Genomic DNA, 23,143 nt, shown 5'->3' on the forward strand with positions numbered 1-23,143 from the left:
AACAAATAATACTTTAACTTATCTTAGTCTTGAAAGAAGCAGTATTAGTCTAGGAGGGATAAATTTTTTTATAGAAACCCTACAAACTAATTATTCTCTTACTACTCTTATACTAAATCAATGGTTAGGTTCATATACACGGAAGAACCGGAAGAAATACAGGAAATTCTTTGCTTAAATAGAGAATTTGTAAAAAAATTATTGTTATTTTTAATTAATGATTTTTCTACCGAAGACAAGAATATAAGTTTAAATATTCAAAACCTAATAGCTTTAAAATTTTATCAAATTGCTGATAAAGAGCTGTTAATAGATCATTTAAACGAATATGAAGATGTAACATCTTTTCTTTATTATCAACTGCAACAAAATTGGTTGCAGAAAATACTTTAGCTATAGCAGGAGTCTGTAAAGTAATAACACCTGATACTGAGCTTGCAAAAGGTGAAGTTCATATATCACACTTACCGGCTGAAATAATATTATATGTTTTAAGTTTTCTTAAACCATATTCTATAGAAATAGGGTATAACGATGAACTTTTAGAAATAATTGAAGTTATAGGAAATAACTATTGTATTTTGTCATAATTTGATTAAAGCAGTAATGCAAAGCCAAATAAATAATATATCAAGCAAATTACTGAATTTTAAAGATAAGGTAGAAGTACAACAAACAATAGAAGCAATGAAGCAGTTTAATAATGAAAGTAAAAGATAGCTCTTAAAAGTAGACGAGTATTTAGATAAAAAAATTGTATCACAAGAAACAGTTGAATTAAACAATAAGTTAAGTTCTAATTTACTTCAAGAAGCAATTAATAATAATAACAGCGTATTATTATATTAGCCGGATTACTAAGCATGGGGTATGATGTAGGATTAAGTAAGTAAGAACAGAGGCAACTGACCCCCCCCTACACCCTTTAGATAATTATGATGGAATTAAGTAATATTCGCTTAATTAAGCCGATATTAAGGCATAACGGGGCTTAACAAAAGCCCTAATCAGGTCTAATCTATACTGGTTTAAGGTTCTAATAATGTACCATGTCTCTCACCATTTTATATTTTCCTATAAACTCATGATCTCAGATAATCTAATTTTAAATTCAGAATAAAAATAATAATTGAAAGTAATAACTTTTAATTTATAATGCTTCAAAAAATTTGGTTAAAAACGCAAAATTCAGTTCAATTAGAGCTATATAATACAACCAATAAAGAATAAAATTTTATGAAGTATATTTATGAAAGCAGATGTGTTTTCTTCAAAAAATCCGGTTAACTATTCTCAAACTATAAGTGACTATCAAACAATTATAGCGTGTCTAGAAAAAAATGTCCCTTCATTTGTTCATCTAGATTTTAGCAGTCTACATTTAATGCTTCCGCAGTTAGAGGAAATAGCTGCTAAAATCCGAAATAATAATTTTATCGGTAATGTAAGCTAGGGCAAGATGCCTAATGCTTCTAGTGATCTTGTACAAAAGATCGAAAGTAAAATTATCTTAAATAATCAAAACTATAAGCACCACCCTACCGACTTTGTGCATGGTTTATTTAGTTTGCATGCTTATATGGATTCTACGGAAAATGATATTGTAAAGTTTGCAGAAGAAAAAGAAAATAATGAAAAGGTAAAAATCTGAAATGAACAATTAAAAGACTGGAAAATATTTAACGAGCCTAAAATAGGTAGATATTACGCAGTAGCATATGTAAACGAAAAAATAAAACAAATGGTACTTACCTATCGAGGTACTACATTTGAAAAATTAGATTTGCTTAAAACTAATTCACCTCTTAAGGCTCATTTTAAAAGTATTTTAGGTGGGCAGATAGTAGCACAGCAAGCAGGCAGCATATGAAGCTACAAAGGAGATTACCAAATATGCTGAAAAGCATAATTATAATTTATCTTTTACTGGTTATTCTTTAGGTGCATGGCTTGCAGAGCTTAGTTTATATTTTGCTCATAGAGATTTTCATTATCCAAAAGCAAAGGCAATCACATTCGATAGCCCGGGTTTAGCTACAGAAAATCTTCAGCCGCAGATGCATAGTCATGAAACTACCTTTGACGTGAAAAATTTAAATATAACAACTTATTTATCAGCTCCGAATTTTGTAAATGTCTGTAATCCGCATATTAATAAAGCATATAGGTTATTTCCTAAAATTATTCCAAAGCATACAGGCAAGATAATAAATATATTAAATAAAACATACCGCTAATTAAAAACTATACTCCCTTGTTAGAAGGCATATTATTATTATCCGGTTATTTACTTGATCCAATGCTAGATGCTTTTGACCCAAAAACCGGTAAGCCGGTAAAATATGAACAGATATTAGATTGGCCTTGCATAGAATATCAGCCCAAAGATAATAGCTAATAAATAAGGCACTTGATTTTATATCCGGCAATAATATGGTTAAAACTTTAACAAACAATTTAATATATAAAAATGCTACTGCAACGACATTTGGAAGCTTCTTAGAGGTAATCGATCAGCTTATAAGCGATAATATTGCAACCGGACAATTTTTAGAGGTTTATAAGCATTTAGAAAATAATGCCGCACAAGGAATACCCATCAAAAGAGATCATAACCCTTGAGGGAAAATTTGAACTTTCTTACAAAGATCATTATCGTATAGAAGAAGTAAATTTGTCTATCTAGCAAACACAGATAATAAAGGAAGCAGCGATTACTATTTAAGCCAGTTAAATAATCTAAAGATAGATGCACAAGAAATATCGAGTTTAGTTAAACAACAGTTAAAAACAATAAAAGAGCAAATTTTAAGGTTAATTGAAGTTAGTGAAGAAGCAAAAGAAGTATTAGAATCTAGTAACAATTATATTTTTATTAAAAATGATAAAAATATAATTAGTAATTTACCTCTTTTATCAGTTCATAATATTATTACTCGTGAAAAAGTATTTCAAGAAATAGGTAATATTTTAAGTAAAGAGCAATGTGTAATAATTAGTGCTTTCGCTGGAACAGGTAAAACTACGCTAGCTATAGATTATGGTGGTAAACAAAGAGATGAAGCAAAGAAAATAAAATAGTACGTTTTATTAATGCTGACTCTGCAGACAAAGTCCTTGAAACATACCAAAAACTAGCTGAGGAATTAGGAATTAATATTAAAGATGAAACAGAAGAATCAGTAATAAGTTTAGTTAATAAAAAGATTGCTAATTTAAAGCCATTTACATTATTTATTTTTGATAATGTCGAAAAATATAAAGATATTGAGCCTTATCTTAACGGTATAATGAATATATCTAAAGATAAAGCACAAGTGATAATTACTACTAAAGATAAAAATTTACATGGTGATTTAAAATTACATAAGGATTTAAATGTTGAGTTAGAGCCTTTTAGCAAAAAAGAAGCAAGATTATATTTAGAACAATCTTTAGGAAATAGATTAAATAATCAAGATATTTATAAATTAGTAGAAGAGTTTGGTAGTAAAGATGCTGCATCACCTTATAGGTTATCTAAAGCAGTAGCGCATGTAAAAGAAAATAAACTACTTAAAGTAAAATTACTTTAAAAATAGCAAAGATGATCACATAGAAACCATTTTATTACTACAATTATTAGAAAAATCACCTTTAGCTTGGCAGATATTACAATATTCGACACATTTAGACCCTGATTTTATCAGCATAGAGATTTTCAAAGAATTATTTCTAATAGATGAAGAAAAGTTACAGGCACCTATAAAAAGGTTGGAAGCATTATCGATAATGAATTTAACATACCGAAATGGACACAAGCCGGCTTACAATTACATAGATTAATGTAATCTATAACAAAGCAATATATAAATAAATATAAAGAACATGCGATAGATGAAAAAGAGATTTATATAAAATTAGTAGAAGTATTAGATAATTTATTTCCTTATTTAAGCTGTTCCAAACGGAGACTGGGAAAATGCTAAATTACTTTATCCACATATAATAAAAATATTAAATGATGATACTAAAATCTATAAGCTTATAAAAGCAAACTTATCTCAAAAAATAGGGAAATATAACGAATGTGTACTATGTAAATTTACAGATTCATTAAAATATTCCAAAAAAGCTTTAGAAATAGTGCAATCGTTATATCAAAACAATCACATCTATATTGCTAGCTCCTTTAATAATGTCGGAGTAGTATATGATAAATTAGGTAATACTACAAAAGCACTAAAATATTATGAAGAAGCCTTAAATATGTTTCAAGAATTACATCAAGGTAATCACCCTGATATTGCTGACTCTCTTAATAATATTGGTTTGGTTTATGGACAATTAGGCGATATCTCTCAAGGACTGAATAAAGAAGAAGCACTAAAGATTATATCAAAGATTATATCAAGGTAATCATCCTTGTATTGCTAGTTCTTTTAGTTCAATTGCATTATCTTATAAAAAATCAGAAGATACAAATAAAGCGATAGAGCTTTGTAAACAAGCTTATTTAATGTATGTACAAACTTTAGGCTTAGAACATCCTAATGCTAAATTTATAAGAAGTTATCTTAAAACAATGGCTCCGGAGTTTATAAAAAATAACGAAACTAGGGAGTTGATATTACAGAGAAGCGATTTTGAGGAAGTTACATTACAAATTAAACAAAAAATACAAAAAAGAGTTTTAAATAAATATATATTAATGCTGCTAAAGATAAATGGAATAGTAAGTTCTCAATCTTAGGAAATTGGGGTGTGAAAGGCTATTTAGGCGATAAATATTTAGCAAAACAACTAAGAGTTTTAGCAAATGTTAAGAATATAGAAGTAGCTAAAATGTTATGTTTTGTACTAGTTAGGAGTTGATCTGACAGTAAGAAGTTGTTGGGTACGAAAAAAAAGATATACTCGTACCCGGCAAAAATTTAACAACCTCTAAAAAAAGGAGACTGTCAGATGACAATATACCAACAAAAAATAATAAAGCCAAGAATTGGTTTATTACAACTAGCAGAACAACTAGGTAACGTATCGCAAGCATGTAAAGTAATGGGTTATAGCCGAGATACATTTTACCGCTATAAAGAGCTTCATGAACAAGGTGGAGAAGAAGCGCTATATGAGATGAGCAGAAGAAAGCCTTGTTTAAAGAACCGAGTACCAGCAAGTGTTGAAGATGCTATAGTTAATATTACAGTTGAATATCCCGCTTATGGTCAAGAACGTACAGCTAATGAGCTACGCAAGAAAGGAATAATTATTTCAGGAGGAGGCGTAAGATCAGTTTGGCTTCGTCATGATTTAGAAAATTTTAAGAAACGCTTAAAAGCTTTAGAAAATAAGGTAGCAAGCGACGGTATTATTCTAAATGATATACAGTTAACAGCTCTTGAAAAAGTAAAAAACAAACGTGAAGCAAGCGGTGAGATTGAGAGTTTACATCCCGGTTATCTTGGTTCTCAAGATACCTATTATGTAGGGAATATAAAAGGTATAGGACGTATTTATCAGCAAACTTTCGTTGATACTTATTCTATTGCTATTTGTAAACTTTATACAGAAAAAACAGCTATAACGAGTGCAGACCATCTTAACGATAGGGTTATACCATTTTTTGAAAGCTATAATATTCCTCTGGTTCGGATATTAACAGATAGAGGAACGGAGTATTGTGGCAAGCCTGAGCATCATGCTTATCAGTTATATCTTGGTATTGAAAATATAGATCATTCTAAAACTAAAGCCTATAGTCCTCAAACTAATGGGATATGTGAACGATTCCACACAACTATGCAAGAAGAATGTTATCACATTTTATTCCGCAAAAAGTTTTATTCTACATTAGAAGAGCTACAAACTGATATAGATAACTGGCTTGTAGGTTATAATAATGAAAGAACTCATTCAGGTAAACATTGTTACGGTAAAACGCCAATGCAAACTTTTAAAGATTCTCTTTATATTGCAATTAATAAAAATATTGATAATATAGAGACAATATCAGACAACTTGACCTTAACTTATCAAGCTGCCTGATTACTCAATACTGTCAGATCAACTCCTAACTAGTACAGTTTTGAAGCAATTTGCTTAGGAGTGATTAACAGCCCTAGCAAAAACTTCGCTTGTGTAAAAGAATTCGCTAGAGCCGATCCTGAATTAACAAACAAGCATCCTGCATATTTTATTGACGGCTCAATATTACGATTATGTGTCAATGATAAAGGGATCTTAAAGAAATGCTAGATAGTTGTTATGTAGCTTTATCCTCATCACGAGGAAAATTAGATTTATCCATTAAATTTTTAGCAATATTGCTTTCTGAAAATTTAGCTGATTGAAAATATTCGGATACAAGTTTTATCACTTCATCACAAAATTCATCTTGTAATTCCTTACTTGCAGTTAATTTTTGGTTTTGAATTAACTGTATAGCATCAGATTTTTTATGCTCTAAAAATTCTTCAATTTCTTTAGTTTTTTCTTGAATGATTTTTTTTGTAACTTCATTGCTTTCTTCTATCATTTGAGAGCATAAAGTTTCTAATTTCTTTATTTGTGAGTTGGTTTGTTCAAAAAGCAAAGCAGCATCTTCTTTTAACTTTTCAGCTTTTAGAACTTTTTCTTGTACTTCTAAAATCTTAGCATCTAAAGAATTTAAAATGGCTTTTTTTGCCGGTCTATAAATTAAATATACAAAAATTACAAAACTAACGGCAAGCCAGAAGCTCTCATCTAGGAAATTCATTATTTTATTTTTTTTAGTAAATCTATATCTGCTTTAGTTCCAGCTATTTTTTCAATAATATTAACGGCAAGTTTTATGATTGCTTCGCTTTTATTAGTTCTAAATTGCTTAGCAGCTAAATTTATATCTTCAATATTTTGATTTATAGAGTTTTTTAAATTTTGCTCTAGATTCTTTTTTTTAATTAAAAATTCTGATTCTAAAGAGTCTATTTTTTCTTTTTTTAGTCTATCTATTTCGGTATTTGTTTTTGCTACTTCCTCATTATAATATTTATTTAGCTTTTCTGCTTCTAGGGTCAGTGTATCGGCTTGCGTAATATTATCTTGAATATTTATCTGTCTATTATTAAAAATTTCTTCGGCTTTTGGAGTAATAAATTTGTAAACAAAGATATATAATAAGCCAAAAGTAACGATAAGCCAAAAAATTTGCGAATAATAGGTAGCAATATCAAATTGAGGCATCTTATTTAAAAATGAATTTTAAGAAAAAATAAGTAACATAGCAATTACAAAGGAAAAAAGTCCCATTGCTTCAGCAAGACCTGCACCGATCAGAGCCATTCTTTGTAAGTTTTCTGCAGCTGAAGGGTTTCGTGCTATTGAACTAAGTAGAGAGCTAAATATATTACTAACGCCTAGAGCCGCACCGTACATGCCGATAGCCATAAGCCCTATACCAATAAATTTTAAAGAAACCATGTCCATAAAAAACCTAACTTTTAATTAATCAAAATAACAATTAGTGTAAATTAATAGCATCATTAAGATACATACAAGATAAAATAGTAAAAATATAAGCTTGAAGTATTGCAACAAAAATTTCAAACCCAATTAATATCACCATAAGAGGGATTGGTAGAAATTTCAAGTAAATCATTAATGAAATAGTAAAACCAGCTATTACTTTTAATAAAACATGCCCCGCCATCATATTAGCGGCAAGTCGCAATGATAAACTAACCGGTCTTGCTAAATATGTAAATAGTTCAATTACTATCATTAACGGTGCCAACCATAAAGGAGTACCGTGCGGTAAAAAAAGAGTTAAAAAACGTAAGCCGTGTTTTACGAAACCGACTATAGTTACCGTTAAAAATACTAAAATTGCCAAGGCAAAAGTAACGATAATATGACTAGTAGCAGTAAAGCTATAAGGTGTCATACCAAGTAAATTACAGAATAAAATGAAAATAAATAAACTAAAAACTAATGGAATAAATTTACGTCCTTTTACTCCTATATTCTGATTTAACATATCAGCTACAAGATTATAAACTATTTCAGCACTTACTTGTAATCTAGAAGGTACTAATTTTCGGTTATAAAAAGCTAAGTAAAAATAAGTTAGAGCTAAGATGCTAGCAAGTAACATATAGATACTCGAATTAGTAAAGCTGACATCAAAACCGAACATTTTGATTTCTATCAATTTTTTGATATCAAATTGTGCTAAGGGACTATGAGTCATTTTCTTACTTTTTATTGTTTACTTTTTGCCTTATAATGTTCAAGCCGGCAATCATTCCTATTATTGTAAATATAATAAGAAATAAAGGTTTAGAATTAAAAAACTTATCCGTAAATATTCCGATCACAACACCTACCATTGTACCTGAAACTAAATCTATAGCTATAGAAAACGAGCTAATTTCTTGCCGAATTTTAGGATTAGAAAACTTAGGAGTTTTTAAGTCTTTAATTCTTGCTTTGATATCTTTTAGTTTTTCCGTATTCATTAATTTATTTCCCCGCCATTGCGAGGAAAAATTGAAAATTTTGACGAAGCAATCCAGTTAAATTTATTATTTTTCTGGATTGCCACGCTCCTTTCAGTCGCTCGCAATGATGATCTACTGCCGATATTATAATTACAAGCTCATTTCATTTTTTCTTTCTGCTCCTCTAAAGCTTTATCTACTGCTGTGGAAATATTATCTATACTATAATTTCCGGTTTGTACTCCGTTAACAAAGAAAGAAGGAGTGCCTATAAATTTTGGTGTTTTTGCTACAAAGTTAGTATTAGCAATTAGCGTTTCAGTAATTTTATCACTATTTAAACATTGCTTATATTCTTCCGGAGGAACACCGCCAAGCTGACCTATATCAGTTAATAATTCTCTGTATTTATTGCTATATGCCCATTTATCTTGTTGTTGTAATATGATATTATGAAACTGTATAAAACTATTTGTATCGCCCTTGCAGCGGGCTAAAATTGCAGCGTCTAAATCTTGTTTTGTAGCAATAAATTCACGAACCACATATGCAATTTTATTAGTATCGATATATTTTTTCTTAAGTTCCGGAAAAATTGTTTGATGATAATAAGCACAATGCGGACAGGTAGGAGAAAAATACTCGACTACTATAACATTTGATTTTTTGTTACCGAGAACCATATCATTATCATCAACTTTAAAAGTGACTTTAACAGGTTTTATTTCAGGATTTTTTTGTTCTTGTGAATCCGGCGTTGATACTTCATCAGTCTGATTATTGTCATTAGCAGGAACTATCAATTCAGCTGCATTTTCAGAATTTACGGCTTCCTGATTCGTTTCTTTAGAAGTTTCGTTATTTTGCAGAGTTTCTTGCTCTATTATTTGTTTTTCCTCATGGTTCTTATCTTGTGCTTTTTCTTCTGAACAGCTACTCAAAAATAATAAAAATACTAGCACAATAAAAATACTTCGCATATTTATTCCTTTAACTATTTGTATTATCTACAATAAGATCATATCAATTTTATTTCAATAAAAATATCTACTTTATAATAGGAGCAAAATGTGCTATGCTATAGAAAATAATAGTCTAACATTAAGTTCTTAGGCACTAAAACCACTATGGAGGAATTAATAATGGCAAATACAACACAATCCGAACATAAAACCGAACAAAAATCCGAGTTTAAAATAGGGCAGAGAATTGTCTATCCTGCACATGGAGTTGGTGAAATAACAAACATAGAATATCATACTATTGCAGGTACTGAAATTAAAGTATATGTAATTTCCTTTTCGCAGGATAAAATGACATTAAAAGTGCCTGTTAGTAGAGCTGCGGTTGTTGGTCTTAGAGCGGTTGCAAGCAGAAAAGATTTAGATGTCATATATTCAACTCTTCAAGGTAAACCAAAGCAAGGAAATAGGATGTGGAGTAGAAGAGCTCAAGAATATGAAGGTAAAATTAACTCAGGTAATGTTATAGCTATTGCTGAAGTATTACGGGACTTGCATAAAAATGTTGATAATGATCGTTCTTATAGTGAAAGAATACTCTATGAATCAGCTTTAAATAGACTTGCAGGCGAACTTGCTATCCTTGAAAATATCCACCCAACCGAAGCAATTAATAAGTTAGTTGAAGTATTGCGTGAAAAATTAGTAGCATAGCTATACGAAGTTCAACTTGAAAAATTGGCTGCGTCGTCTTTGTAAGTCCTCGGATGCTCACGTACTTTTGTACGCTCTGCTCCTCGGCTTACAGATTCCTTGCTCTTTTTCAAGTTGAACTTCGTATAGCTACTCTTCATTTACTCGGAGTATATTTTTTATGGATTGGCTACAGTCTATGACTACTTGCAATAACGGAAAAGCTGATCCACGCAACAATGCCCACAAAGCCACACTAAATTACCCTACTAACAGATAGTTCATCCGGAATTTCTCAAGGGATGCAGTAACTACATAGTCAACAAATTCTTTTAACAATTTTGGATCTGTTACTTCCTGTCCTTTATCGTCACGAGCAGTTAAAAGTTTTGAATTAATTTTTTCAAGAACGCCTTTCTTAATATCATCAATATTATGCATACCGTCTAACATTTCTAAAATATATTTTTCATGTATCGGTATACCTACCATATCGTTAAGTCTATTAGTGACACTAAACACGTTAGTTACATTATTAAAATGTGCTTGTTTTGCTTGGTATCTTGCAAATTCGCTAGTTTTAGGTTTGTCAGTGATAGTTGCTATAATATGCGGTTTGGTCTCAAATATTTTTAGATAACCTTGAAAAAGGAATTTGATAAAATGTTGTTCTAATGCTGCTAAGAAATCTTGTAATTGATATTTACCAAGCTTTTTTAAAGCTTCTTTTGCTACTTGTTCTAAGCTTATCGGATTGCTAATATTTTCAGCATATACATATAAAATAGCTTTCATGATCGGTGAAGTGGTTGAAATAAAAGGATCAGGTAAATTTTCGTAATAGAAGCTAACATTTTCCTGTTCGTTAGTTAAATCAACATCTTTTTCTAGAGTTACCGGTCTAATATTAAGGGTAGTGTAAAACTCTTTTAAATTGTTAAATTCAATTTTTCTGTTTATAGGCATGTTTTGATGACATAATAATGTCGAGCGGAACTTTCTATTAGTGATAAAATCCATATATTGCTCAGTACGAACAATATCATTAACAGCTTGTAGCTTTTCTGCTGCCTTAGTAGGTAAATTACCGATAAACATTGCAGTAAGTGACGTATCACCTAAGTAATTTAGATGATTTTTTTGAGCTTTTTCTACGAATTGATGAAAATATGTACCTGTATTAATTTCGCCTAAATATTCATGTAGTACGTATGAATCAGTATATGCAGATAATAATTTTGTTTCATCTCGTAAGAAATTAGAATAAGGCGTTGTGGAGCTTTCTAATGAGTCATTGATAAACTTTAAAAGTAATCTAGCTTGCTGTAATTTATCGTAGCTAGTATTAAATAGCTCTGAATGGAACATCATCATTTCACGTATTGTTCTCTGCATATTCCAGCCTGGGAGCGTATTATAACTTACAAAAGCTATGCCGCTTGGATTTAGCAGTTTATTGCAAATCTCTAATATTTTATTTTGTACTTCTTCAGGTACCCATGAATATACGCCGTGACAAACTATGTAATCAAACTTACCGTATGACTCATCAAGGTCCAATATAGATAATGCCTTTAGCTCGGCATTTTTTATTTTCAAATCACTGGTAATTTTTTTACCTAATTCTATTTGTATTTTGGATAAGTCAATACCAAGAGATTGTGATTTAGGATATGTTTCAGCAAAGTTAAGCATATTAACACCGACTCCACAACCGATATCAAGTACTTTAGCAGTTTCAAGAGGCGGAGGGTTTAGTCCAAATAGCTTAGCGATAGTTCTTAAATACGGTGGGGAGGTATAACTGAAAGTAAATGGAGAATAAGGTACTTCATCATAGGATATTTTATTAGCTTGTTTTGTCATAGTATTTACATAAATTAAAAATATAATTTTAAGCAGTTTCAAAAGATTAAGCAATATATTTTATATACAAAAAACTTTAAATTTAACTAATGCTCATATAATATGTAAGTGAGTGTAATTTTATTTTATGAAAAATAATAATAGTTATTTTGGTTTTTTAAGAGGTGCGATAAAAATCAAGGAGGATGTTGTAAATTATTCTTGTGAAGCTGATTAGGATAGTGCTTTACTGTGTATGGATCAGAAAATGCTCTCGATGTCATTTCTGCAAAAGCATTATTACGTGGATCGGAAAGTACTCTTGATGTCATTCCCGCGTAGGCGGGAATCCAGAAAAAATATTAGAATTACTAATATTTTTAGTTGTTTTTATGGATCCCGTGGTCAAGCCATGGGATGACATCAAACGGGTTGCTCGAGTCATGCAATAAAACCAATCAAATCACGGTATGACAGGTAATTTAATCAATTGTGCTTTAGTTGTAAAATTTTCTATTCCCTCTAGATCGGTAGCGGTAACCCATAGCTGTATATTTAAGCCGGTAAAAAATTCGATTAAATATTGACGTCTTTTATCATCTAGATGCACAAAGACCTCATCTAAAAGTAAAATCGGTGCTATTTTAGTTAGCTTTATAGCATAATTCATTTCAGCAAGGATTATCGCAATTAATATAGCTTTCTGTTCACCTGTAGAACAGAATTTAGCTAAGATATTTTTCTTTTGATGCTTTACTAAAAAGTCGCTTTTATGAACTCCAAAACTAGTGTGACCAAGTAGTTTATCTTTGCTTCTTGTTTGATAAAGTTCTGCAGTAATAAAACTAACAATATTTTCTTCGCCGTCTAATATTTTTTGTTCAACAATGCCGTCAATCGATAAATCGGCTTTTGGAAATTCATTTTCAAGGTCATCTATTGCTTGCTGCATAAATTCTAAGGTTTTTAAGCGATTATTAGCAATATGGTTAGAAATATCAGCCATCTTTTCTTCAATAATTTTAAGCCAATTATCATCTCTTATATCTTCTGCTAGAATTTTATTTCTCTCATGCATGTAATATTCATATTTACTAACTAACTCTGCATGCTTTGGATCAAAATTATAAACTATCCGATCAAGAAATTTTCTTCTATTGGTACTGCTGCTGGTAAAGATTCCTTCCATTTGCGGAGTCAGCCATACCATGCTAGTGAATTTACTTAACTCATTATTGGCTATTTTACTTTCGTTATACTCAGTTATCCTTCTATTAGAACTACGTTTGAACTCGGTACTGAACTCTGCAAGTCCTAGCTTACTATGCAATAGAGCTTTTACGGTACAATGATCTTCTGAAGTTTTGCATATATCAGCAAGTTTCGCTGATCTCAGTCCTCTTCCTGGATAAAATAGCGATATAGCTTCTAAAATATTAGTTTTACCGCTACCGTTTTCACCTATTAAAATTATTGGGGTATTATCTGTTTTTAGTTCAAGATTTTTAAAATTACGATAATTCTCAAGACTTAAGGAATATAGGAAGATATTTTTCATTTTATGAAAGAATAATAGTTAAATTATTGATACGTTGCATTTATACCGTCTAGAAACTGCCATAGTAGTTTTGCACCTTTTATTGCTCCTTGATATGCTAATTTTTGTTCTTTTGAGCTTAAATTATTAATCAAATTTGCACATTCTTGTGCATGCCATTGATCAACTTTACTATGAACAATGAAAAATTGTAAAGTTCTGTAATCTGAAATTCCATAAAATTTTTGCAACCCTTGAATTTTAGAGTCAGATACTTCAGGAGTCTGACGTTCATAAGCATAAAGTGCTCCAAGACCTATAGAAAAAGATTTCTCTGTTAATTTAAAATAACCTTGAACAAGTTTTTGAGTTGAGTCTAATTTAGGTTCTGAAGTGAGCTTGTTTCTTAAACATCTAAGTCCTTCAGCAAAACGTTTCCATAGTTCCGAGTGATTTTCTTCACCTTGTTCTTCTTCTATAAGATTACCAAGTAATATTTGCTTAGCTTGTATATCACTACATTTGGAATGTATTGCACTTATATAACGTGGGAAAGCTGTAACATGATGATAATATTCTTTTGCATAAATTTGTAAAGTAGAATGAGTAAGTTTTCCCATATTCCACAATTGATAAAATGGGTGATTTAAAAGGTTATATTGTTCAAGATTTATATTAAACTGTTCTAAAAATTTCATCTTACCTCCTTTTAGTAAATTTATAAATCTGATAATTATTTGTTTTATCTATTATTACAGAATGCCATTCTGCTAAAAGATTAAGAGGAAAAAAAGTATCTCCATCATAATTTTTATTTATTTTTGTAAGTAAAAATTTATCAATAAGATTTTGCTCTAGGAAAAGAGTCGCTATTTCTGCCCCTCCAACTATAAAAATTTTCTTATCAGTAAAAAGTTTTGTTATCTGCCAAAAATCATCTAAAGATTTAATAAAAAATATAATAGATATCTTTCCAAACTTCGCTTCTAGAGGTAATTTAAAGGAGACACGGAACGCAGAACCACAGCATAATATAGAGACATACGTGAGGATGCGAGAGTACCGGATCGACGTCTAAATTACCTCTAGAAGCGAAGTTTGGAAAGATATCTATTATTATAAGATTGCGATGGTGTATTTCTTGAAAAAACAATATAAATACAATTTTTTAAAATCTTTGTAGGTATAGAGTCAAAGGTTTTTCATCCCATGACTATAATATTATTTTTTACCGTCTGATAAAAATATTCAAACTCCTTAGGATAAGACCAAGGCATCTGACCTTTATTACCTATCACCCCTTGTGGGTCACATGCCATTATACCGATGATTTTTCTATTTTTCATAAGACGAATATTTAATCATATGGTCTGCTACAAAAAATCTTTGATGCTCTATAACATTATGCACTCGTAAATAATCGGCTCCATGTTCTGTTAAATATTTTGATATTGCTATTGTTTTTAAATCTCTTTCCGATGCTTTGGAATTATAAAAAGCAGAAATATAAGATTTTCGCGAGTGTCCTACCAATATCTCACATCCTAGATTTTTAAATTCTTTAATATGTTATAATATATATAAATTTTGATAAACGGATTTTCCAACACCAATTCCAGGATCAAGAATGATATTTTTTCTATCAAATCCACATTTTTCTAATTTTGTTATTTCTTGCTCTGCCCATATATTTAAGCTAGCAAGCAGAGATTTATCGAAATCAAGACATTTTTGTTTTTGCGGTGGAACGGTTAATGAATGCATAGTAATAATTTTACAATTATAATCGGCAATTAATCGTAATGTATAATCATCTAGATTATTTTTAACCAAGTTGATATAGGAAATAGGGTATTTTTTTAAAACACGTTTAATTACTTCAGGAGTGAAACTATCAATACTGACTATAACTTCCCTAAGTTCTTCAAGAACATTCTCAAGTCTTGCATATTCTTCATCTTCATTAATAATTAAAGCAGAAGGACGTGTTGATTGTGATCCAAACTCAATTATTATAGCACCTTCATTTATCAAGCGTACAAAATTTCTAACGGCATCTTCTTTATGAAAATTCAATCCTCCATCAGAAAAAGAATCAGGAGTAATGTTTAAAATACCGACAAATTGAGGATTTAAAACAAGAGAGCGTATAACTCTTTGATTTTCAATTAAATGTGCTATTTCTGCAAAGGTTTTATTGTTGTAAAAATTATTAATGGGGCATGAGTAACGATATTCCAAGCTTAAACCTGCAATTAGATGAATAAGAAACGGTCTGTTTAATAATTCAAGATGCGGTATTTTTAAATCAGGTAAATCTATATAGTAGTTATTCCAAAGTAGGATATCTAAGTCAATAACTCTTGGAGACCATTTATCGTAAGAGCTTGCTCGACCTAGTGGTTTTTCAATCTTTTTAAGCTCAATTAGAAGTTTACTAGGCGTTAAAGTACTTTTGCCCTGCACTACCATATTTAAATATGATTTATCCCAAGCTTTATCTGCATTAGGTGGTAGAATAACTTGTGTTTCAAAAATAATAGATTGCCTAAGCAATATAAAATCACAGCTTTTTAGTAAATTTAGAGCTTTTTTAATATTTAAAAGTCTATTACCTAAATTACTCCTATAGAAATATAAATCATAGTGTATCCTTTCCTGAATAAGAAAAAGAAACTCCGCCATGCACTCCTGAAACCGGTGATTTTAATTTAGTAACGATTACGTTTAGAAAAATCTTTTCTAATTTAGATTCGAGAAAATTTTGATAAATAATATCATATATTTGTGCGGCTAAATACTCGATAAGATTAAAGTGATTTTCTTGAGAAAGTTTTTGTACTAGCCGTACGATTTCTGCATAACAAATAGTATCGTTTATATTATCCGTTACAGTAGCACAAGCGGAGGAGTTGAAAGAAGGAGTTTTATGTTAATTTTTACAGGTTGAGCGTGATGTTCTTCTTGAGTACTGCAGCCAGATGTACCCAAGTTATTAGTTCCGAAATATTAAGTTTACATGAATAATTTAAGTTGAAAGCTTGATACCTATCATAGTATTAATGTTAGTTTAGTATAAGCTCTTTATAAAAAGATATAATAGTTAAATTGATATACCGCCGCTTTTTTTAAAGCCGGCATGAGCTTTTCCAAGTTTTTTAATAAGTTTAGGTGAATATGATTTAATGTCTTTTTCCTTGCCGCCTTCATATTTTTTAGCGAGTTTCATTCCTCCTCTGATCATATTATAGGCGAAGTTCATTAGCTTCGTTTCGCCTGCTATTCTTTTTGGGTTCATAAACATATAAATTTGATAAACGGCAAAGCTTTTTAATAAACGTTTTAAGTTTATTCTAGCTTGTTTGGTTAAACCTTGCAATTTATCTTTTGGGTTTGCAAGGTTTTTATTAGCATCTCTAACTATTTTAGAATGCTGATGCATTAAATAATTACTGACTTCGGCAACATTCTTGTTAATGAGCTTCTCATCCATTTTACGCATTTTAAGCTTTAAGTTTTTAGTTTTACCTAAATACTTACGGATTAATAAGATAATCCGGCTTTGCAGTTGAGTCAAATCCATAGTTTGTTCATTTAAGATAGCAAGTATTCGCTCTATCTCATACTCAAACTCTTCATTTTGGCTTAATTCTTCAAAAATTTCCTCTACCTCTTTACTCTCAAGTACAAGATCGTCACTAATACCCATTAATGCATCTTTTATTTGATCGGCGATTTTTTTGGTATCTTCGGAAAATTGATTATTTGTCATAATCTAATTCATCGTTAAATATAGCTATTTTTATACTAGCACTACATTTCTGCTTGTCTATAAAAATTGTATTAAGAGATATTAAATTTTTCTCATTGAGGATACTCTGAGGAATTATAATAAGCACCTAACATATTGCTAGAATCTTCATTATAATCGCTAGGTATATCCTTAAGACTAAGTAGATATGAGGTCTCATCTTTTACCGTATTATTAAATTTTAGTGCAAAATCTTTATATGTTACGGCTATCTTATTAAATTTAAGCTGAGTATCAAGAGAGGAGTATAAAGTACTTAGACATTTATAAAGGTTATGTAATGTTATATTATTGTTATATTCATCTATGGTTATTGTTGCTGTTATAATATCGAAAAATGTTTTTCTTGTTAATTTTTGTGCTTTTGTTATTGGCATACCATAGTCCTTACAATATGTAGCTTGCTCTAAATATGCTTCAGTTAATACTAAAGATAATTTTATTACATCTTTGGTACTACCCTGTTGTATTTTGCTTATTATTTCTGATTTTTTAGTACTGATTAAGCTTTTAAAAGCTTTTGATACGTCGGTTACATCGGGAGTTAAGTGTAAATATTTGATAGCTTCAGAATAATTCTTCTTACCGAGTTCTATAGTTCCGAGTTCTATATTTGCTTTAACAGAACCAAGTTCGGCAGCTTTTTTATATAACTCTATTGATTGATTCGGCGTTATTATGGAGATTTTGGCTTTTGGCAATAAATTTCAGCTAATTGACGCTTACAAAACTGTTCTTCCTTATGTTTTTTAGACATATTGTCATAAGCATCTTTTAATAATGTCTCTAACTTGTTATAAGTATCTATCTCTTGTTGCGGAAGTATTTTAGAATTAAGTAGCTTATTATAGATTACTATATTTATATCTTCATCTTTAATAATTTCTGTTATAGAACCGGTAATATATTCCCATAGCGATTTAGCATCTTCTTCATTGATGGGATTTATTAAGTTTTGTAAATTAGTAATATTTTTATCTATAGATAAATTCAGAGATAAATTTATTAAATTTGATTTTAAGTTAGTTTTAATTCTTGTTAAAAATTCTCTTAGCTTAAATATATCATTAACTTCTGTAGTATCTAAAGTTTTGTTAGTTTTTATGTTATTATAAAAATTCTGAACAGTTTCATTTAATTTTTTAAGAAACGAATCTTTAGTACTCTCTATCATTGCTATGAAAGCTACTAATAATTCTCCATTTATATTATAGCTTGCTACCTCGCTAAATAAATTATCAAACCACTCTGAAGAATTAATTAAATTTGAATTCTCTTGAAAATTATTGATATTGGAAAAATATTTCAAATAATTTATAAGAGAATCTAAACCACTTTCCGGTTTTGAAATTTGTAAAATAGAATATAATTCATCACTAACCTTGAGAAAACTTTCTGTACTCTTGTCTTTATTATCCCTAGTTTGAGAATCTTTTAGAATTTTTATTAGTGGTACTAATTTTTGATTTTTAGACGGATCAAATATTGTATTTTTTTCTTTATCCCATATTTTATCTATTTCTGTTTTAAGTGCATCTATATTAGACTTTATTTCTAGATTAATCAACTTTGTAGCACTTAAAATCTCTTCTGAATTACGGTCATTGATAGTTATTTTATTACTTTTATTAAGTGTGATATAATCTTTATCATATAGAATCTTTAATATTTTTCCGTATTTTGGCTTATTACTAGGCTTAGGGAAAAAATATGAATTGGATGCTAATTTAGCAATAATAGATTTTTGTTTTTCACTAAAGCTTTTTTCTTTAAGAGCTTCATTAAAAATATTAGATACTTGAACCTGAGTTTTCTCATTTATTGTGTCGGTAAAAATTACGGATATATTATTACCTGTATCTATGGCTTCAAATAAATTAGTAAATTCCCATAATATATTAGTAAGCTCTTTTATCTTATTTTGAGTATCAAGAGATTGAGCGTTTTGTATGGCAATATCTTTTATTACTAAAATAAATTTGGTTGGTTTAGTATCTAAAATCTTTTGTAAAAAAAATGTATTAAGAATTGACTGGGCAAATGAATGGTTGTTATTTAAATAATTACTGTTATAAATCATTAAATTCGGTTGATTTTTATTTGCAGGAACATTAAAGATGTCTATTTTATCATCATGTCTGCTTGTTCCAATAAATTCAAAATTTCCAAATTGATCACTCTTAACTTCTAATTGTTTATCTTTAAAAAATTCAGTTAGAATGTTTAAATCTTCTTTATTTGGTCCTAGGGTGACTATAGCTTTATTACTTTGATTAATAATAGGTGCATATTTCTGCTCATATTCATTTATCAGCTTAACAGGTTCTAATATTTCAAAAACAGATTTTTCCGTTTCTTGCTGTTGTTGTGTTTTAGTCATTTTTGACCGATCTAACATATTAATCATCCTCATCAGTTGTTTTTTTATTTAATAATCTTAACTTTAAGATTAACTCAAAAAATTTCAACTTAGTTAAAAAATTAATTAATTTTTTAACTAAAAAATATGTATATGATAAAAATATCACAATTTAGATATTACGATATTTAATATACTGAAAGATGATTTTTATTGCATATATGATAAGAATAAGTTTTATTATAAATAAATATTAATAATTACTTAGGTTATGAGAAATAATAAAAACCAAATGTATATCTATAAAAATTTTTATAGCCCTAGTATGATTACGGACATAATATTTTATGTTTATTTTATTCTTCATTAACTCCGTCTAAGCTTAAGATCGGTGCAAAAACTAGTAATATGGACGATTCGCTTAAAATTAAGTTTACTCTTATAGATCAAGAAGGAAAGAAATTTGATAGTACCCATTTGCAAGGTCATTTAAGTTTGATTTATTTTGGTACTACCTATTCCTTATATGACAATCAAGCGCTAAAAAAAGTAGAAGATATTATTGAGATTTTGAAGAAAGAGAAGATTTTATTACTCTAGATCCTGAGCATGATACAAGTGAGGTATTAAAAAAATATTTAGAAAAAATAGATGTTAATTTTATAGGTTTAACGGGGGGAGTACAAGATATTGAACAATTAGCAGACCAATTTAAGGTCTTCTATACATCCAAAATATTTGATATAAAAACAAACGAACATGAATTATAACATTCTAACTTTGTGTATTTAATTAGCAGCCAGGGAAAATTGTTAAAGCATTATTGCTTAGGCTTACCGAAAAATGGTTAAATAAAAATGTCATTCCTACAGAGGCGGGAATCCAGTACTTTTCTGTGTCATCCCGTGGCTTGACCACGGGATCTTATGTTACAGGCTGTATCCTGAGATCCCACAATCAAGTTGCGGGATGACATTAAAGATTACTGGATTCCTGCTTTCGTAGGGATGACACATGAGCCATGCCTAATGACGTTATCTAAGCATTCCCTATTTGTGATGAGAAATGTATTTCATCAATGCCTAAGTGTTTTAATGCATTATGCCATTTACTTTCAGGATTATCGGCAAAAATAAATTCTTTATTACAATCCATAACCAGCCATAGATTTTTCTCCAATTCTTCTTCAAGTTGCCCTGGTTTCCATGCTGTATAACCGACAATGAATAAGCTATTTTTAGGTCCTTTACCGAAAGCTATATCCTCTGAAATTTCTAAATTAGAGCTTACTGCTAAATCATTATGGAAATCCAATAACAAATTTTTATTATAATCGCTAGAATGAAGAAAAAACCCTTTTTCATGTTCTACGGGTCCGCCAAGATATATAGGAACCATAACAGGGGTTGTTATTTCATCATTTTTTATTTTAAAAAACGATTTTAAATCTATATGATTTACTAAGCGGTTAAATATTAATCCTATTGCTCCTTCTTCCGTGTGTGATAACATATAAATTAAGGATTTATGGTAAATACCTTTTGTAATTACATGCGGTGTAGCAACGAGTGTTTTACCAGATAAGTTATGAAAAATTTTATCGCCCATAAATAAAACTTTAATTATATAATTAATATATAAGATTTAAATCTAATTATTCAATAGAAGTTAACAATAATGATCACATTTTTTGATATTACTATTTTTGCTATTATTACTCTTTTCTCATTTTTCGGCTTATATCAAGGCATAATCGGGTTTTCAACTAGAATACTCGGTTTTATTACTTCTATAATGTTAGGATATTTCTTATATCCATATATTTCTGAACTAATCGGGAAATATATGGATAATGAGGTTATAAGAATAATTATTGCCGGTGTTATATCTTATGTTATTTCTTTAATTTTATGTGTTTTTATAGTTTATAAATTTCTTGCTATAATTTCGTTTATGAGAAACGGTTTTATTGACAGATTCTTAGGGCTATTAGCGGGATTTGCCGTAGGTACTACTATCTCGGTAGTACTATTTTTTATAACAATGATCTTTACTTCTGAAAACTATTTTAAAAGTAAATCTTTAAAAGATTTTGTGGTAAGTAGCAAACAGAGCAAATATGGAGGAGTGCTGAAAGTTTCCGTCACCACTGATTATTTAGATGAATTAAGTAAAAATATTATAGTTATAATTCCAAACAAGATTTTAAAATCTATTGAAATATTTGAAAATAAAGACCTAAATAATTTCAAAAACTCCCTTAAGAAATCAAATGATTCTAACGATGATGAGGATGTATTTTCTCAAGAATTACAAGATGAGCTTTCTAATATAGATGATGAGTAAAGTGTTATTTTAATGTCATTGCGAGGAAATTACATAAGTAATTGACGAAGCAATCCAGTAAAAAATTCTGTAAATCAGAATTTTTTTATTATTTTTTTGGATTGCCACGCAGCCTATGGCTGCTCGCAATGACGACTCGGTATCCATGCAGGAATAACATCAGATACACCAAACAAATACCCTCCCCTTTCATTAAACCAGCCTATTCCCCTTAAATTTTATAAATCACTCAATCGTAAATAAATAGTGTATAATGACCGATAAGTTAAGTGGTAAAATCATTAAAAACAATAAGTTATAGGGGAAATTATGACTAATAAGAAAAAAACTTTTTACTAAATTTTTACTAGCAACCAGTAGCATTGGACTACTTGCAAGTGCAGAAGGCTTTGCGGTGGATATTGTTGCTGCAAGGCCGACTGTTTACACACGAGATGGGAATGATTGGCAGCATAATGGAGCTCATTATAATCCACAAAACGGTGATAATATTATTTTAACGGAGAATAATCAGCGTCTTAATTTTGATACTGATATCAATATAGGTAATATTAATCTTTACGGTTATACTTCATGGGGGCTTATAATTCAGACTAATAATCTAACTCGTCAAGTTAGTATTAATAATATAGTTAATGTTAATAATAATGAAACTCAAGCAGCAGTTCAAAATGCTTTAAGAGTTCCCCTAGGATATGGTGGTAATAAGAATGTAAAAGTGGATATACTACTTCACCATCAGGTAGCAAACAAAGGAGCATTAGTTGAGGATAGTAAATTAGTTATTAAGGGAAATGATATTAGTGTTGTCGGTGCAATTCGATTTGGCGGTGCGTCGATTGAGTTAGTTTTTGAAAATAATAATATTACAGTTGATAATAGAATATACTCTAACGGTATACAGAGAGGAAGGCTAACTGTAGCAGGCAATAATGTAGTTTTTACAAAACCTATCGGTCACGATGGAATGAATCTTTTTAGTATTTCTGCATTACAGATAGAAAATAATAAAACAGCTACCTTAAAATCTAATATTTATGCTAATGATATTACTCTAGGATAAAATTCAAAATTAATTATAGATTCTTCTAAACAAGCTTTAGATATATGGTCTGGAGTTGCTGCCAATAA

29 protein-coding genes and 5 pseudogenes are annotated in these 23,143 nt (G+C 29.7%); 17 read left to right on the forward strand and 17 right to left on the reverse strand.

Features of this window, described 5'->3' with window-relative positions; all coding sequences use genetic code 11:
* The first annotated feature begins 120 nt into the window (after positions 1-120).
* From AB1146_RS02820 to AB1146_RS02875, 12 genes are all read left to right on the forward strand, one after another.
* On the forward strand, positions 121-393 hold the full coding sequence (locus AB1146_RS02820; protein ID WP_010420747.1) for a hypothetical protein: 273 nt from the start codon (positions 121-123) through the stop codon (positions 391-393).
* Entirely contained in the window at positions 372-590 is a 219-nt protein-coding gene (locus AB1146_RS02825; protein ID WP_010420745.1) for an F-box protein, read from the forward strand. The genes AB1146_RS02820 and AB1146_RS02825 overlap by 22 nt, the downstream gene beginning before the upstream one ends.
* Positions 591-1,249: 659 nt before the next feature.
* Complete coding sequence (locus AB1146_RS02830; protein WP_029374723.1) at positions 1,250-1,453, forward strand: hypothetical protein; 204 nt, start codon at positions 1,250-1,252, stop codon at positions 1,451-1,453.
* 6 nt (positions 1,454-1,459) lie between these two features.
* Entirely contained in the window at positions 1,460-1,651 is a 192-nt protein-coding gene (locus tag AB1146_RS02835) for a hypothetical protein (protein WP_040611254.1), read from the forward strand.
* A gap of 90 nt (positions 1,652-1,741) precedes the next feature.
* On the forward strand, positions 1,742-1,870 hold the full coding sequence (locus AB1146_RS02840) for a hypothetical protein (protein ID WP_010420743.1): 129 nt from the start codon (positions 1,742-1,744) through the stop codon (positions 1,868-1,870).
* A gap of 13 nt (positions 1,871-1,883) precedes the next feature.
* The gene (locus tag AB1146_RS02845) at positions 1,884-2,237 is read left to right on the forward strand and encodes a lipase family protein (protein ID WP_232203725.1); all 354 of its coding nucleotides are present in this window, start codon (positions 1,884-1,886) and stop codon (positions 2,235-2,237) included.
* Between the two features lie 17 nt (positions 2,238-2,254).
* Entirely contained in the window at positions 2,255-2,398 is a 144-nt protein-coding gene (locus tag AB1146_RS02850) for a hypothetical protein (RefSeq protein WP_156790160.1), read from the forward strand.
* A 35-nt stretch (positions 2,399-2,433) separates the two neighbouring features.
* Complete coding sequence (locus AB1146_RS02855) at positions 2,434-2,622, forward strand: hypothetical protein (protein WP_029374722.1); 189 nt, start codon at positions 2,434-2,436, stop codon at positions 2,620-2,622.
* A 668-nt stretch (positions 2,623-3,290) separates the two neighbouring features.
* Positions 3,291-3,575, forward strand: a complete 285-nt coding sequence (locus tag AB1146_RS02860) for a hypothetical protein (protein ID WP_010420740.1) — start codon at positions 3,291-3,293, stop codon at positions 3,573-3,575.
* A 550-nt stretch (positions 3,576-4,125) separates the two neighbouring features.
* On the forward strand, positions 4,126-4,398 hold the full coding sequence (locus tag AB1146_RS02865) for a tetratricopeptide repeat protein (RefSeq protein WP_029374720.1): 273 nt from the start codon (positions 4,126-4,128) through the stop codon (positions 4,396-4,398).
* 100 nt (positions 4,399-4,498) lie between these two features.
* On the forward strand, positions 4,499-4,732 hold the full coding sequence (locus tag AB1146_RS02870) for a hypothetical protein (protein WP_029374719.1): 234 nt from the start codon (positions 4,499-4,501) through the stop codon (positions 4,730-4,732).
* 212 nt (positions 4,733-4,944) lie between these two features.
* Complete coding sequence (locus AB1146_RS02875; protein ID WP_010420735.1) at positions 4,945-6,024, forward strand: IS481 family transposase; 1,080 nt, start codon at positions 4,945-4,947, stop codon at positions 6,022-6,024.
* 217 nt (positions 6,025-6,241) lie between these two features.
* Here AB1146_RS02875 and AB1146_RS02880 read toward each other — a convergent pair whose 3' ends face one another.
* From AB1146_RS02880 to AB1146_RS02905, 6 genes are all read right to left on the reverse strand, one after another.
* Positions 6,242-6,736: a F0F1 ATP synthase subunit B gene (locus AB1146_RS02880; protein WP_010420732.1), complete on the reverse strand. Its 495-nt coding sequence runs from the start codon at positions 6,734-6,736 to the stop codon at positions 6,242-6,244.
* Positions 6,736-7,203 (reverse strand): ATP F0F1 synthase subunit B', encoded by a 468-nt coding sequence (locus AB1146_RS02885; protein ID WP_355404248.1) that lies wholly within the window; start codon positions 7,201-7,203, stop codon positions 6,736-6,738. The genes AB1146_RS02880 and AB1146_RS02885 overlap by 1 nt, the downstream gene beginning before the upstream one ends.
* Before the next feature lie 18 nt (positions 7,204-7,221).
* Positions 7,222-7,446, reverse strand: a complete 225-nt coding sequence (locus tag AB1146_RS02890; protein ID WP_010420727.1) for a F0F1 ATP synthase subunit C — start codon at positions 7,444-7,446, stop codon at positions 7,222-7,224.
* Positions 7,447-7,480: 34 nt separating this feature from the next.
* On the reverse strand, positions 7,481-8,209 hold the full coding sequence (locus AB1146_RS02895; RefSeq protein WP_010420724.1) for a F0F1 ATP synthase subunit A: 729 nt from the start codon (positions 8,207-8,209) through the stop codon (positions 7,481-7,483).
* A gap of 4 nt (positions 8,210-8,213) precedes the next feature.
* A complete protein-coding gene (locus AB1146_RS02900; protein ID WP_010420721.1) occupies positions 8,214-8,477 on the reverse strand; it encodes an AtpZ/AtpI family protein in 264 nt (87 codons plus the stop codon).
* 140 nt (positions 8,478-8,617) lie between these two features.
* Positions 8,618-9,439: a DsbA family protein gene (locus AB1146_RS02905; protein WP_010420716.1), complete on the reverse strand. Its 822-nt coding sequence runs from the start codon at positions 9,437-9,439 to the stop codon at positions 8,618-8,620.
* Between the two features lie 162 nt (positions 9,440-9,601).
* Between AB1146_RS02905 and AB1146_RS02910 the strand changes: the two genes are divergently transcribed.
* Positions 9,602-10,135 carry a CarD family transcriptional regulator gene (locus tag AB1146_RS02910; RefSeq protein WP_010420713.1) on the forward strand — a complete coding sequence of 178 codons (534 nt, stop codon included), beginning with the start codon at positions 9,602-9,604 and terminating at the stop codon, positions 10,133-10,135.
* Between the two features lie 240 nt (positions 10,136-10,375).
* On the opposite strand, the gene AB1146_RS02920 is transcribed toward AB1146_RS02910, so the two are convergent.
* From AB1146_RS02920 to AB1146_RS02940, 4 genes and pseudogenes are all read right to left on the reverse strand, one after another.
* On the reverse strand, positions 10,376-11,980 hold the full coding sequence (locus AB1146_RS02920; RefSeq protein ID WP_010420707.1) for a methyltransferase regulatory domain-containing protein: 1,605 nt from the start codon (positions 11,978-11,980) through the stop codon (positions 10,376-10,378).
* Between the two features lie 442 nt (positions 11,981-12,422).
* A complete protein-coding gene (recF, locus tag AB1146_RS02930) occupies positions 12,423-13,517 on the reverse strand; it encodes a DNA replication/repair protein RecF (protein WP_010420705.1) in 1,095 nt (364 codons plus the stop codon).
* Between the two features lie 23 nt (positions 13,518-13,540).
* A complete protein-coding gene (locus AB1146_RS02935) occupies positions 13,541-14,194 on the reverse strand; it encodes a CADD family putative folate metabolism protein (protein ID WP_010420703.1) in 654 nt (217 codons plus the stop codon).
* A gap of 1 nt (position 14,195) precedes the next feature.
* Positions 14,196-14,456, reverse strand: a pseudogene (locus tag AB1146_RS02940) (dihydrofolate reductase); the annotation flags it as partial.
* 36 nt (positions 14,457-14,492) lie between these two features.
* Here AB1146_RS02940 and AB1146_RS02945 point away from each other — a divergent pair.
* Positions 14,493-14,611, forward strand: a pseudogene (locus AB1146_RS02945) (palindromic element RPE1 domain-containing protein); the annotation flags it as partial.
* Here AB1146_RS02945 and AB1146_RS02950 read toward each other — a convergent pair.
* The 6 genes and pseudogenes from AB1146_RS02950 to AB1146_RS02975 all read right to left on the reverse strand — a co-directional run.
* A pseudogene (locus tag AB1146_RS02950) lies at positions 14,609-14,842 on the reverse strand (dihydrofolate reductase); the annotation flags it as partial. The pseudogenes AB1146_RS02945 and AB1146_RS02950 overlap by 3 nt on opposite strands.
* Positions 14,832-16,181, reverse strand: a pseudogene (gene folP, locus AB1146_RS02955) (dihydropteroate synthase). The pseudogenes folP and AB1146_RS02950, both read right to left, overlap by 11 nt.
* The gene (locus AB1146_RS02960) at positions 16,138-16,377 is read right to left on the reverse strand and encodes a dihydroneopterin aldolase (protein ID WP_355404404.1); all 240 of its coding nucleotides are present in this window, start codon (positions 16,375-16,377) and stop codon (positions 16,138-16,140) included. Before AB1146_RS02960 ends, folP begins: the two are co-directional and overlap by 44 nt.
* Before the next feature lie 222 nt (positions 16,378-16,599).
* A complete protein-coding gene (locus tag AB1146_RS02965; RefSeq protein WP_010420690.1) occupies positions 16,600-17,268 on the reverse strand; it encodes a DUF5394 family protein in 669 nt (222 codons plus the stop codon).
* A 92-nt stretch (positions 17,269-17,360) separates the two neighbouring features.
* Positions 17,361-18,008, reverse strand: a complete 648-nt coding sequence (locus AB1146_RS02970) for a hypothetical protein (protein ID WP_051125486.1) — start codon at positions 18,006-18,008, stop codon at positions 17,361-17,363.
* Complete coding sequence (locus AB1146_RS02975; protein WP_051125485.1) at positions 17,984-19,705, reverse strand: hypothetical protein; 1,722 nt, start codon at positions 19,703-19,705, stop codon at positions 17,984-17,986. Before AB1146_RS02975 ends, AB1146_RS02970 begins: the two co-directional genes overlap by 25 nt.
* Positions 19,706-19,937: 232 nt before the next feature.
* Here AB1146_RS02975 and AB1146_RS02980 point away from each other — a divergent pair.
* Positions 19,938-20,517: pseudogene (locus AB1146_RS02980) on the forward strand (SCO family protein).
* Positions 20,518-20,704: 187 nt separating this feature from the next.
* On the opposite strand, the gene AB1146_RS02985 reads toward AB1146_RS02980, so the two are convergent.
* Positions 20,705-21,274, reverse strand: a complete 570-nt coding sequence (locus tag AB1146_RS02985; RefSeq protein WP_010420684.1) for a YqgE/AlgH family protein — start codon at positions 21,272-21,274, stop codon at positions 20,705-20,707.
* A 69-nt stretch (positions 21,275-21,343) separates the two neighbouring features.
* Between AB1146_RS02985 and AB1146_RS02990 the strand changes: the two genes are divergently transcribed.
* Together AB1146_RS02990 and AB1146_RS02995 are read left to right on the forward strand one after the other, a co-directional pair.
* A complete protein-coding gene (locus tag AB1146_RS02990) occupies positions 21,344-22,012 on the forward strand; it encodes a CvpA family protein (RefSeq protein ID WP_010420678.1) in 669 nt (222 codons plus the stop codon).
* A gap of 394 nt (positions 22,013-22,406) precedes the next feature.
* The gene (locus tag AB1146_RS02995) at positions 22,407-23,075 is read left to right on the forward strand and encodes a hypothetical protein (protein ID WP_010420675.1); all 669 of its coding nucleotides are present in this window, start codon (positions 22,407-22,409) and stop codon (positions 23,073-23,075) included.
* The last annotated feature ends 68 nt before the right edge of the window (positions 23,076-23,143 follow it).

This window comes from Rickettsia helvetica, assembly GCF_963970025.1.
GTDB lineage: Bacteria > Pseudomonadota > Alphaproteobacteria > Rickettsiales > Rickettsiaceae > Rickettsia > Rickettsia helvetica.